Annotated in this window: 8 protein-coding genes and 1 pseudogene; 5 read left to right on the top strand and 4 right to left on the bottom strand. The window is 56.0% G+C overall.

Going from position 1 to position 12,953, the window contains the following annotated elements; translation table 11 throughout:
• The first annotated feature begins 122 nt into the window (after window positions 1–122).
• The gene (gene hcaR, locus M2374_RS07230; RefSeq protein ID WP_117343497.1) at window positions 123–1,022 is read left to right on the top strand and encodes a DNA-binding transcriptional regulator HcaR; all 900 of its coding nucleotides are present in this window, start codon (window positions 123–125) and stop codon (window positions 1,020–1,022) included.
• On the opposite strand, the gene M2374_RS07225 is transcribed toward hcaR, so the two are convergent.
• Window positions 1,017–2,213: an ROK family transcriptional regulator gene (locus M2374_RS07225; RefSeq protein ID WP_181688868.1), complete on the bottom strand. Its 1,197-nt coding sequence runs from the start codon at window positions 2,211–2,213 to the stop codon at window positions 1,017–1,019. The genes hcaR and M2374_RS07225 overlap by 6 nt on opposite strands.
• A gap of 114 nt (window positions 2,214–2,327) precedes the next feature.
• Between M2374_RS07225 and M2374_RS07220 the strand changes: the two genes are divergently transcribed.
• From M2374_RS07220 to M2374_RS07205, 4 genes and pseudogenes are all read left to right on the top strand, one after another.
• Window positions 2,328–5,594: a DUF5107 domain-containing protein gene (locus tag M2374_RS07220; RefSeq protein WP_181688869.1), complete on the top strand. Its 3,267-nt coding sequence runs from the start codon at window positions 2,328–2,330 to the stop codon at window positions 5,592–5,594.
• A 71-nt stretch (window positions 5,595–5,665) separates the two neighbouring features.
• Window positions 5,666–7,105 carry a sugar porter family MFS transporter gene (locus tag M2374_RS07215; protein WP_181688870.1) on the top strand — a complete coding sequence of 480 codons (1,440 nt, stop codon included), beginning with the start codon at window positions 5,666–5,668 and terminating at the stop codon, window positions 7,103–7,105.
• Window positions 7,105–7,887 (top strand): annotated as a pseudogene (locus M2374_RS07210) (aldose 1-epimerase); the annotation flags it as partial. The gene M2374_RS07215 and the pseudogene M2374_RS07210, both read left to right, overlap by 1 nt.
• Before the next feature lie 38 nt (window positions 7,888–7,925).
• Window positions 7,926–9,074, top strand: a complete 1,149-nt coding sequence (locus M2374_RS07205) for a 3-phenylpropionate MFS transporter (RefSeq protein WP_096756153.1) — start codon at window positions 7,926–7,928, stop codon at window positions 9,072–9,074.
• Here the strand turns inward: M2374_RS07205 and csiE are convergent.
• The 3 genes from csiE to M2374_RS07190 all read right to left on the bottom strand — a co-directional run bounded on the left by csiE (window position 9,069) and on the right by M2374_RS07190 (window position 12,945).
• A complete protein-coding gene (csiE, locus tag M2374_RS07200) occupies window positions 9,069–10,346 on the bottom strand; it encodes a stationary phase inducible protein CsiE (protein ID WP_181688872.1) in 1,278 nt (425 codons plus the stop codon). The two genes, M2374_RS07205 and csiE, sit on opposite strands and share 6 nt — an antisense overlap.
• Before the next feature lie 365 nt (window positions 10,347–10,711).
• Window positions 10,712–11,311, bottom strand: coding sequence for an SIS domain-containing protein (locus M2374_RS07195; RefSeq protein WP_115257774.1), 600 nt, complete (start codon window positions 11,309–11,311; stop codon window positions 10,712–10,714).
• Window positions 11,308–12,945: an FGGY-family carbohydrate kinase gene (locus M2374_RS07190; RefSeq protein ID WP_096756156.1), complete on the bottom strand. Its 1,638-nt coding sequence runs from the start codon at window positions 12,943–12,945 to the stop codon at window positions 11,308–11,310. Before M2374_RS07190 ends, M2374_RS07195 begins: the two co-directional genes overlap by 4 nt.
• Between the last annotated feature and the right edge of the window lie 8 nt (window positions 12,946–12,953).

The raw sequence follows: 12,953 nt of genomic DNA, 5'->3' as shown, positions 1-12,953 counted from the left end.
GAAAGCTAAGATGTATTGACCTTCTTTTTTTGTACCCCAAGGATGTTGCTGGTTAGTTATCAATCTGTGAAATAGTAAATATCTACCAGCTGAGACGTTTTTTCGATAACAAGGAGCAGGGTATGGAACTGAGGCACTTACGCTATTTCGTCGCGGTGGCGCAGGCGCTGAATTTCACCCGTGCGGCAGAGAAGTTGCATACCTCTCAGCCGTCGTTAAGCAGCCAGATCCGCGATCTGGAAGCCTGCATCGGGGTGACGCTGCTGGTGCGGGATAAACGCAAAGTCGCGCTAACGGCAGCAGGGGAGTGCTTTTTGCAGGATGCGCTGGCGATCCTTGAACAAGCAGAAAATGCCAAAATTCGCGCCCGTAAGGCGGTGCAGGAAGACTGTCATTTCTCGATTGGGTTTGTCCCTTCCGCGGAGGTGAATCTGCTGCCGAAGGTTCTGCCGCTGTTTCGTTTAAAACAACCGGACACGCATATTGAACTGGTGAGCCTGATAACCACTGAGCAGGAAGAGAAAATCCTGCGCGGCGAGCTGGATGTTGGCTTAATGCGCCATCCGATTTACAGCCCGGAACTCGACTATCTGGAACTGATTCATGAGCCGCTGGTCGTGGTACTGCCAGTTAACCACCCGTTAGCCAGCGAGAAAACGATTTCAGCCCAGCAGCTGAACGGCGTGAACTTTGTCAGTACCGATCCGGCCTATTCCGGCGCGTTGGCGAAGATTGTCAAAGCGTGGTTTCAACAGCAGGAAAGCCAACCCAATATTGTGCAGGTCGCCACCAATATTCTGGTGACCATGAACCTGGTTGGTATGGGGCTGGGGGTGACTTTGATACCCGGTTATATGAATAATTTTAATACCGGCCAGGTGGTTTTTCGCCCTATCGCCGGTGATGTGCCGACCATTGCGTTGCTGATGGCCTGGAAAAAGGGCGAGTTGAAGCCCGCCCTGCAGGATTTTATCGCGTTGGCGCAGGATCGTTTAGCCGTGCCCCTGGCGGCATTATCATGACAGTTCGCTAAGCTGTGATTCCACATACAGATAGCCAATACCCATCAACTGCTGCGAGCGATTAAGCTGACCGAAACTTATTTGCGTGGCTCTGGCACGTGGGCTATCGCCGTGATCAAACGGATTAAACCCGGTTTGCTGTACCAGCGTATTGAGCCAGATTTCGCCAAAGGCACAGCTGCGACCGTATAACCAAATCTGGTTAATATTTAATATATTCAAGAAGTTATATAAACTCAGGCCAATGGCGCTGGCAGCGTGCTCGGCCCACGCCTGAATACGGACATCGCCCTGTTGCCAGGCGTCAATCAGCTGATCGGTGGTCAGCGTTTCTGGATCGTAATGGGGGGCAGGCTGAGATTTCATCCACACGCGAGCCTGCTTTTTCAGGGCGCTTAATGAGGCGACCGTTTCCAGACAGCCGTAACGACCGCAGTCACAGGCGATGCCGTCAGGGTTGATTATGGTATGTCCAATCTGGCCGCTGCCAAACAAACTGCCGCGCCAGATGTTGTCGTTGATGACGAACGATGAACCAATGCCGTAATCAACGTTAATCACGCAAAAATCGCCGTTCGCCGCCGGGTTCTGCCACTTTTCCGCCAGCGCCAGCATCACGCAGTCATTATCCAGCAGGACCTGCACGCCGAGCATTTCTTCCAGCAAATACTTTATTTCCACCGCTGTTTTCCACGGTGCCTGTGGCATGGTCTTTGATGCGCCGGTAATCGGATCAACCTGACCGTGAACGCCCAGCGCGAGGTTGATTGTGACCTCAGGATAGTGCCGACGGTATTCCCGCCAGTGCGCTGCCAACGCGGTCAATAGCGCTTTTGGCGTCTCGGGATTGATCAGTTCATGCCGCCAGTCACCGACTGCGACCAGGCGCGCATCTGCCAACTGGCTGGTGATGCTGGTGGGGGTGACGTTGATGCATAATGTCCAGGCCCCTTTTTCCGGCAAATGAAAGCTGCCGCTGCTCAAACCGCGCTGGCTTAATATCTCGCGGGAATGGTCGATCCGCCCTTCATCCATCAACTCTTCGAGAATATTGCTGACCGCCGGGATCGACAAGCCGGTGAGCTGTGCCAGTTGTGATTTGCTGAGCTGCTTTTCCCGCCACAGGTGCGATAAAAAGATCTGTTTATTCGCCTGGCGAACCCTGGCGTTGTTGAACCCCGAACGCTGCATTCACTTAACTCCCTTTACTGTATTGCGTGAGCATTGCGCATTTTAACGCCACTTAACTGCCGCAGAATAGCCTCAAGTTAAATTTTTACTTTTGTTTATTGAGTGGAGAGCGGCATGTACGGTTCAGTGAAGGTCTGGCAGGAAACGATCACCCTCCCAACGTGGACGGCAGGCGAGGAAGACGCTAACCCGATGTTCCTTGAGAAACGGGTTTATCAGGGATCTTCTGGTGCGGTGTATCCCTATGGCGTGATTGATACGCTAACCGGCAAGCGTGAAATGCGCGACTACAAAGCGGTGTGGATGGAGAATGACTTCATTCGCATCATGCTGCTGCCGGAGTTGGGGGGGCGTATTCATCGCGCCTATGACAAAGTACAACAGCGCGATTTCGTCTACTACAACGAAGTCGTCAAACCTGCGCTGGTGGGCCTGCTCGGGCCGTGGATCTCCGGCGGCATTGAGTTTAACTGGCCTCAGCATCACCGTCCCACCACCTTTATGCCGGTTGATTTTACTCAACAGCAGGGCGAGCAGGGCGAATACACGGTGTGGATGGGTGAAGTTGAGCCGATGCGTGGCTTGCAGGTGATGACAGGATTCACGCTGTATCCGGATCGCGCCCTGATTGAGATAACCGGAAAAGTGTTTAACGGTAATGCCACGCCGCGCCATTTCTTATGGTGGGCGAATCCTGCGGTGAAGGGCGGGGACGATCATCAGAGCGTGTTCCCGCCGGATGTGACTGCCGTTTTTGACCATGGCAAGCGCGATGTTTCCGCGTTCCCGATAGCGACCGGCACTTATTACAAAGTGGATTACTCCGCGGGCGTGGATATCTCACGCTACAAAAACGTGCCGGTTCCGACCTCCTATATGGCTGAAAAATCGAACTATGACTTTGTCGGCGCGTGGCACCATAGCGAACGCGGCGGACTGCTGCATGTCGCCGATCACCACGTTTCGCCAGGGAAAAAACAGTGGACCTGGGGATACGGTGAGTTTGGCGTCGCCTGGGATCGCAACCTGACCGATGACAACGGGCCGTATATTGAACTGATGACCGGGGTCTTTACTGATAACCAGCCGGACTTTACCTGGCTTGCGCCGTACGAAGAGAAAGTCTTCGTACAAAACTTCCTGCCCTACAGCGAACTCGGCATGGTGCAAAACGCCAGCACTCAACTGGCGCTGCGTCTGGTGCGTGACAATGGCCAGCTCTCTGTTGGCGTTTACGCTATTGCGCCGCTGCACGACGTGTTGGTTACGCTTTCTGCTGATGGGAAACCGTTTTATGAACAGATGCTGACCCTTGAGCCGGGCAAAAGCTGGCTGGCTGAGGTGTCCGATCGCGGTCACGAGCGGGTGACCATGGCCGTGACCCGCGCGGATGGCTCGTCGCTGCTGCAATACGAAGAGCACATTGCCGAAGAATTACCGCTGCCTTCGGCCGCCGTTGCGCCGGCACTGCCAGAGGCGCTGTCCAATACCGATGAACTCTATTTTATTGGTCAGCATCTGGAACAATACAATCACGCCAGCCGTTATGCAGAGGATTATTATCGCCGCGCGCTGGAGGTTGATCCGCTGGATTACCGCAATAATGTGGCGCTGGGAACGCTGGCGCTAAACCGGGCGGACTGGGCATTGGCCGAGCACTGTGCGCGTGCGGCGCTTGAACGCGCGCATAAACTCAATAAAAATCCGCGTGATGGCGAGGCGAGCATGCTGCTGGCCGCCGCTCTGGAACGTCAGGGTGATAATGACGGTGCGTGGGAGAGTTACTACAAGGCAAGCTGGAGCGGTAACTGTCGCGATGCCGCCTTCTGGTCGCTGGCTCGTCTGGCGATGAAGCGTGCAGACTATGCTGGTGCGCTGGAGAAGGTCGATCAGAGTCTGCGTTTCAACGGCAGTAATAACCTGGCGATGGGGCTGAAAGCGTTGGTGCTGGCGAAGCTTGATCGCAGCGAGCAGGCGCTGGAATATATTCGCCAGCAGCTGGCTGACTATCCGCTGAGTTACACCCTGCACTATGCGCGCTGGGCTATCGGCCAGGACGAAGATTCAGCCGCCGCACTGCTGTCCGTTACCGGGCGACGTGGTACCAATGCCTGCGAGCTGGCGGGTTGGCTGACTTCTTTGGGGCAGCAAGATGCGGCGCGCGATGTGCTGGAACTGCTCGACAGCCAGGAAACGCTGCCGATGTTGTGGCGGGCTTCACTCAGTGATAACCCTCAGTCTTTCATCATGCGCGCTCGCGAGTGTCTGCAAAACCGTGTGCGATTCCCCAATACGCTGGGTGAAGTGCAGATGCTACAAACGCTGGCGCATAGCGCGTTTGCCCGCTATTTGCTCGGCTGTTTCTGGTATAGCAAACGACGTTATGACGAGGCGGTCTCCTGCTGGCAATTCACGCTTGAGCAGGAGCCGGATTTTGCCCCGGTACACCGATTGCTGGGGATTTATGCCTGGAACAAGCAGCATGATGCCCAACTGGCAGAGCGTTATCTGTCGCAGGCCGTGGCGCTGGAGCCGAAAAATGCGCGCTTCCTGTTTGAGCTCGACTACCTCAATAAACTTCTGGCACAACCGGCTAAACAGCGTTTGGCAAGGCTGGAAGCCAGCAAGGAGGTGGTTTTCCATCGTGATGACCTGACGGTAGAACTGCTCAGTTTATGGAATGGCGTGGGTCACTATGATGCCGCGGCGGCCGTGCTCAACGAGCGCGTGTTCCACCCGTGGGAAGGCGGTGAAGGCAAAGCCACCGGGCAGTATCTGCTCAATCAACTGCATCGGGCACTGGCCGCTGTTCACATCAACGATTTCCCGGCTGCCATCGTCTTGCTGCAACAGGCGCTGCACTACCCGCAGAACCTCGGCGAAGGACGTTTACCCGGACAAACGGATAACGACATCTGGTATTTGCTGGGATATTGCGCACAGCAGCAGGGACACCATGACGAGGCCCAGCGCTATTTTGTGCGGGCAACGCGGGGCGGTAGTTCGCTTGACGCCGGACGTTATTACAACGACCAGCCGGTGGACTATCTGTTCTGGCAAGGCATGGCGTTGAAAGCGATGGGGGACACCGCGCAAGCGGACACGCTGTTCCACAGCTTCCTGCAGTGGGTTGATACGCAGCATGACCAGGTACCGGACGTCGATTTCTTTGCCGTATCGCTGCCTGATTTAGTGGTGTTGGATACCTCTGCACACGAGAAACATCAGCAACACTGTCTGTTCATCAACGCGCTTGGGCACCTAGGGCTGGGCAATCTGCCAGCCTGCCAGCATGACCTTGATGCGCTATTGCAACGTCATCCGGCGCACGACAAAGCCTTGCTGCTGCGTCACGCCATCAACATATCGCTTTTCCAGTAACACCCTGATCGGGTGGGGCAACCCCACCTGAAACCTTCTGTTCCCTGCGTTTCCCTGAAAGAGGAATGATAATGAATAACGCGCAGACACATTTAAAGATTGGCTATGTCTGGACTATCTGCCTGGTTGCGGCCTGCGGTGGTTTACTGTTTGGCTATGACTGGGTAGTGATTGGTGGGGCGAAACCCTTCTATGAAGCGTATTTCTCGATTACCGATCCGGCGCAGTCCGGCTGGGCGATGAGCTCGGCGTTGGTCGGCTGTATTTTTGGTGCGCTGATCTCCGGCTGGTGTGCCGACAAGTTTGGTCGAAAAATGCCGCTGATCCTCTCTGCGATACTCTTCAGTGCCTCTGCCTGGGGCACCGCCGTTGCCAGCAATTTCGATATGTTTATTGTCTATCGTATCGTCGGCGGGGTGGGGATTGGTCTGGCGTCGGCGCTGAGTCCACTGTACATCGCTGAAGTCAGCCCGGCTGAAAAGCGCGGTCGTTTTGTTGCCGTTAACCAACTGACCATCGTGATTGGCGTGCTGGCGGCGCAGCTTATCAATCTGATGATTGCTGAACCCGTTGCCACTGGCGCGACCCAGCAGGCGATTGTGGAAAGCTGGAACGGTCAGACGGGCTGGCGCTGGATGTTCGGTGCCGAGTTAGTCCCCGCTCTGGCGTTTCTTGTACTGATGTTCTTTGTGCCGGAATCTCCGCGCTGGTTGGTGAAGGCCGGGAAACCTGAGCGCGCACGCGCCATGCTGCAACGGATTGGCAGTACATCGTATGCAGAGCAAACCCTGAAGGAGATTGAACACACGCTGCAAAAAGATAATCACAAGGTCGCCTGGTCTACGCTGCTGCAACCGCAGATCAAACCGATCGTGATTATTGGTATGGTGCTGGCCGTATTCCAGCAGTGGTGTGGGATTAACGTTATCTTCAACTATGCGCAGGAGATCTTTGCCTCCGCCGGGTTCGATATCAACGGTACGTTAAAATCAATCGTGGCGACGGGGATCATTAATCTGGTCTTCACCCTTGCCGCTCTGCCGCTGGTGGACAAAATTGGCCGTCGCAAACTGATGCTGTTTGGCGCATCGGGGCTGACCGTTATCTATGTGCTGATTGCCAGTGCCTACGGCTTGGGCATTATGGGATGGCCGGTGTTGGTACTGGTGTTGGCGGCAATCGCTATTTACGCCCTGACGCTGGCCCCGGTGACCTGGGTGCTTCTGTCGGAAATTTTCCCTAACCGCGTGCGTGGTCTGGCGATGTCGCTGGGTACGCTGGCACTGTGGATTGCCTGTTTCCTGCTGACCTACACCTTCCCGCTGCTCAATGCCAGCCTGGGTGCGGCCGGGAGCTTCCTGCTGTACGGTGTGATTTGTGCCATGGGTTATGTTTACGTTCTGCGCCATGTGCCGGAAACCAAGGGCGTCACCCTGGAAGCGCTGGAAGAACAGCTGGCGGCGCAGCATAGCAAAGTCAGCCCTTCGGCCCAACCACGTAGCGTCCGGTAATGGACAACCTTTTGATGCTACAAAACGCACATCTGCGGATGTGCGTTGACCCTCAGGGCGGGTCGCTGTTGAGTCTGGTGTCGTTACAACATCAACAACCGGTTTTACGTGAGGGCCAGGGGAAACAACCGGGGGATTGCGGCCTGTTCCCCATGTTACCGCTGGCTAACCGGGTGGCAGGTAATCGCTTTCTGCTGCGGGGGGAAGAGGTGGTTTTGCCGCAGCATGAGGCGGACGATAAATTCTTCTTACACGGTGACGGCTGGCTGCGGCGCTGGGAGGTGGTTAATGCGACTCAAAGCGGCTGTTTGCTGCGCTTACGCGGCTGGCATCCGTGCGGTTACGACTATACGGCGCAGCTGTGCTATCAACTGGAAGCGTCCAGCCTGCATGCCTCGTTGACCCTCACCCACAGCGGTGAACGACCGATGTTGTACGGCTGTGGCTTCCATCCGTTTTTTGCCTTTGATGCGCGCAGTACGGCGCAGTTTTCTGCCAGCGGCTACTGGCCGGAAGGGGCGCAACACCTGCCGTTACCCTGGCAGCACGATATCCCACCAGCGGCTGATTTCACTCGCGCACAGTATGGCGAGGACGCCTGGCTGAACGTGGGGTATTCCGGCTGGGGCGGGCAGGCGGTCATTCAACGCGATGTGATGAAGCTCACGATTCTGGCGCAAACTCCGTGTCTTATGCTGTTCAGAATGTCGGGTGAGGAGTTCCTTTGCCTCGAACCGCAGACGCATCCGGTGAATGCCCACCACATGCCGGGCCAGCCGGGGTTTATCGCCAGACTATCGCCTCCAAACGGGAGGGAATCATGGTTTTGCACTCCACGCGCTGGCTGGCGCTCGGTTATTTCACCTACTTTTTTAGCTACGGGATTTTTCTGCCTTTCTGGAGCGTGTGGCTCGAAGGGTTGGGGCTGACGCCTGAAACCATCGGCCTGCTGTTAGGCGCGGGGTTAATTGCACGTTTTCTAGGTAGTTTGCTCATTGCGCCGCGCGTGAGCGATCCCTCTCGTCTGATTTCCGCTTTACGCATTTTAGCGCTGCTGACGCTGGTGTTTGCGCTGGCCTTCTGGGCGGGGACGCACGTGGCGTGGCTGATGGTGGTGATGGTCGGGTTTAACCTGTTCTTCTCGCCGCTGGTGCCGCTGACGGATGCGCTGGCGAATACCTGGCAAAAGCAAATCACCATGGATTATGGCCGGGTGCGGTTGTGGGGGTCTGTGGCCTTTGTGATTGGCTCGGCGCTGACCGGTAAGCTGGTGACCCTGTATGACTATCGGGTGATCCTGGTGCTGCTGTCACTGGCGTTGGCGTCAATGCTGCTGGGTATGATGATCCGCCCGAGCGTGCAGCCTGCGGGAGAAGTTCGCCAGCAGGAGAGTACCGGATGGCCAGCATGGCGTCAGCTGGTTATGCAGAGCTGGCGCTTTCTTGCCTGCGTGAGCCTGCTGCAAGGGGCGCACGCCGCCTATTATGGTTTCAGCGCTATTTACTGGCAGTCTGCCGGATATTCGGCGTCAGCGGTGGGCTATTTATGGTCACTGGGTGTGGTCGCGGAAGTGATTATCTTCGCTCTCAGCCACAAGCTGTTCCGCCGCTTTAGCGCCCGCGATCTGTTGCTGCTCTCCGCCGTGTGTGGCGTGGTGCGCTGGGGGTTGATGGGCTGGAGCACCGAGCTGCCGTGGCTTATCGTGGTGCAAATCCTGCATTGCGGTACGTTTACCGTGTGTCACCTGGCGGCCATGCGCTACATTGCCGCACGCCAGAGCAGTGAAGTGATTCGTTTGCAGGCGGTCTATTCCGCCATTGCGATGGGCGGAAGTATTGCCATCATGACCGTGTTCGCTGGTTACCTGTACCAGAATATGGGCAGCGGTGTATTCTGGGTTATGGCGCTGGTGGCGCTGCCCGCCATCGTCTTGCGGCCTAAAGTGACGGCGCAATCACCGGTGTTATGATTCGAGGATTTTGCGGATCTGCTGCTGCTGATGCAGCGTAAGCGACAGATCCGCATGAATCAACGGCGGTGAAAACAGCGGTAGCGGCGTGGTGTACGGGGTAATAATCAGCGCCACGCCACGCGGCGAGCCCTGTTTCTGAAAGTCCTGCATCGGCATATGTTTTACGTTCAGCGGCAGCAGGGTCAGCTCACGCAATTGCTGCTCAATATGCGTCTCCAGTCGTTCATTATTGCCCGTCAGCAGAATGATTTGCTTCTCGTGCAGATCTTTTTCCTGCATCAGCCATGCGCCAAAAATGACGGCGACTAGCCCCGCTTCTTCTTCAGAGAAATGCACTTCGTATTCCGCTTCAAATCCCTTGAGCGCTTCTCGCGTGGTGCGCACCAGCCGGGGATAGAGCCGACTGAACTCCTCCGGCAGGGTGTTATCAATGCCAATCGCGAACACGCTACGGTTCAACGCCTGAGCAAGATGCACGTACAACTGGTCGTTCAATCCTTGTTCGTCACTGAAGCGGACGTTGCCGCTCTCGCGAAAACGTAGCACCAGTCGGGCAATGGCCAGACGCAGGCGGCGGTCCTGCTGATGGTTATCGCGAATGGGATCGGGGATGCGGATCATCGAGAACAGCAGCGCCATAAACAGCGACTCGCCCGGTGGCGCACTTTGCATCACACGGCGCTGCCAGTGACGACCGATTTCTTCGGCGAGCGCATACTCGGCGCAGGATTGCGCCCAGCGCTGTTGTAGCGGGTTAAACTCCGGGTGGAGCCCGGCGTGATGTTGCAGCAGGCTGTACTGTAAAAACAGGCGCAGAAACTGGACATCCCGGCATTCAAACGGCTTTTGCAGTCGCCGGGAACAGAGGTTGATGAGCGCATGCAGATTGGTGTCGTCATACAGCGTACGGGCGATGCCGCGTTGTTTGAGCTGCATTTTTAACGCTGGTGTGAACTGCCCGGTGATAAAGCCCGGGCACAGCCGCAGGCCGCGTCGTAGCCAGTGCAGAAAGCACAATCGTTGATTGAGTGCCGATCCTGCGATCTGGTAGCCACCATTCTGCGTGGCAATGATAGTAAGACGATGATAGCGCTGGATTTCAATCCCCGCGCCGATGATATCCTCGCGGACCACATCGTCTTCGACGCCATTGAGGGAGCTAAATGTCTGGGTGGTCGCGATTTGCCCCGGCTGGAACAGCGTCAGCAGCACATGGCAGCGGCGCTGGGGAGCAGAAAGTACAGATGGCGGGGCAAGCGTTGTCATCATCTGTAGAGTCTCCCGAAAGTATGTTTGGTAAGAATAGCTAAAGTTTGCTCATAGAAATGAAGAATGGAATCCTTTCCGCCAGGAATGCTGGAGACCGTCACAGAATTTTTAACGCGAGGAACAGTGGGCGGAAGTTAAACGCAGCGCGTTAACACGTTTTTTCACTGTTTTATCTTTTGTTGCAATATAAAAAAACACTACCAGTGGCTGTACTGTTTGTCAGTTAAGCATTATGGAGAACATGTGATTCCGGCTCAGGGTCACGTTCACGGGTACTATCATTTCAGATAAGTGAAAAACATAAGGTGAACGTAGCAATATACCGGAGGCAACAGATCCATTACCTCCGGAACAGCTGTCAGGCGTTACTGCCCACGGCTCAGCGTTAATCCCACATCGCCGCCAGGATGCACGGCTAACAGCGTTTCTTTAGAGTAGCCACTCTCGCTCATCAGACAGGCGCAGGCGGCATCAAATATTGCCAGGACCAGAATAATGGAGGTGGTCGCCAGCATGTCCAGCGGATCGGCCTCGCGCTGTACGCCGGTGGAAATCACCAGCCGTGAGGCGCTGGCGATGGCGGAGTTTGGGTTTTCCGTCACGCTAATTATCGGCACGTTTCTCGCAGCCAGTCCCGGCAGCAGTCGGGTAAGCTCATCTGAATTCCCTCCGCGCGACAGCATAATCACCCGATCGTCTGCGCGTAAAAAACCCAGGTCGCCATGAGCAGCGTCGGTGGCATTGAGGTAAATTGCCGGGCGTTCGACGCAGGCCAGCATATGCGCCACTTTACGTGCGGCAATGCCGGACGTACCGACGCCAGTGACGACAATTTTTCCTGTGCAGTCGCGCAGTTCGGTCATTAAAGACTGCCAGGTCTGCTCTGTCAGATGCTGGCCCAATCCCGCCAGAGCCTCACTGTAGAGCTGCCATACGCCGGTCGCCTGGGACCATGAATCACTCATGCGTCCTCCTGCATTAACTGGCGGTATTTCATATGGTCCTGGTACATCTCGTGGAAAACCCGGTATTTGCGATCGTAGTACTGCTTAATACGGTTGGTTTGCGGGGTGACCGTTTTACCAATGCGGCTCATCGCTGACATCGCTTCCGGGAAGGTATCGAACACACCTGCGGCGAGGGTTCCCATCATGGCGCTGCCCAGCAGCATGGCTTCACTTTCTTCCGGTAGCAGCATCGCACAGCCGGTGGCGTTGGCATGTTCCTGCACGAAAATTGGGTTTTTCGTGCCGCCGCCGCTGGCCATAATGGTATCGATGGTATACCCGCTTTGGTTCATCGTTTCGATAATATGCCGCGTCCCCAGCGCAATGGCCTGAATGGTCGCCAGATACTGCAGCGCCATATCTTCCGGCGTCCGGGACAGCTTCAAGCCGGTAATTGCACCGGTGAGCGTAGGGTTGGCGCGCGGGGAACGGTTACCGTGGAAATAGGGCAGAATGTGCATATCGCGGGTCAGAAACGCGATATCTTCCGGTTCGCCGGCCATTTTACGCAGCAGCGCATTCAGCACTTCGTAAATGGTCTGCCCCTGTGATTTTGCCTGCGCCAGCAACGTGTCGTAGCACGGGTGTGACTGAATAACGTGGTCGATTAACGCGCCGGTGGCCGACTGTCCGCCTTCGTTGAGCCAGTATTGCGGCAGGACGGCGGAGTAGTAAGGACCCCAGACGCCGCTGATAAAGCGCGGCTCTTTAGAAATTGCCATATGACCGGTGGACGTGCCACCAATCAGCGCGACGCGGCGGTCAAAATCAGCCACTTCGCCGGTCACACCGCTGGCGCCGAGGGTGCCCAGCGTTCCGGCGTGGGCATCAATAATCGACACGCTGACCGCGGTCCCTGGGATCAGACCCATTTCGCTGGCGGCCCGTGCAGAAAGGCCATGACCGAGCGGTTCCCCCATCGTTTTCACGTCGCGGCCAATTTTAGCGGCATCGTGCTCCAACAAGTCTTCCAGCCCAATCTGGCGGAAATAGCTGGCATCCCATTTGTCCTCATGACCCATATAGGTCCATTTACACACCGTCGAGCACAGCGAGCGCGTGTCGTCGCCTGTCGCGCGCCAGGTGAGGAAATCCGGCAGGTCAAAGTAGTAGCCTGCATTGGCCCAGGTGTTGGGCATATGCTGCTTCAGCCACAGCAGTTTTGGCGTTTGCATTTCCGGCGAGATAATCCCGCCGACGTAGTCCAGCACTCGATGATGCAGGGCGTTAATGCGCTCGGCTTGAGTAATGGCGCGGTGATCCATCCACACAATAATGTTTTGTTCGCTGCGCCCGGAAGGGCTGATGGTCAGCGGTTTACCTTCTTTATCGAGCACCACCAGCGAGCAGGTGGCGTCGAAGCCCAGACCTTTCACCTGAATCGGGTTGATATCTGACTGGTTAATCGCATCACGAACCGCGTTACACACTGCCTGCCAGATGTTATCTGAGGATTGCTCAACGAAATCGGCCTGCGGACGGTAAATCTCAATCGCCCGGCTAGCCTGACCGACCATTCTGCCGTTGAGATCAAATACGCCTGCACGGGCGCTACCGGTTCCGACATCCACACCAATAAAGTAACTTGCCATAATTTTTT

This window comes from Citrobacter sp. JUb117 (assembly GCF_024809055.1).
In the GTDB taxonomy this organism is placed as follows: domain Bacteria; phylum Pseudomonadota; class Gammaproteobacteria; order Enterobacterales; family Enterobacteriaceae; genus Citrobacter; species Citrobacter gillenii.
Note: the sequence above shows the minus strand (reverse complement) of the source record. Positions and strands in the feature narration are given on the sequence as shown.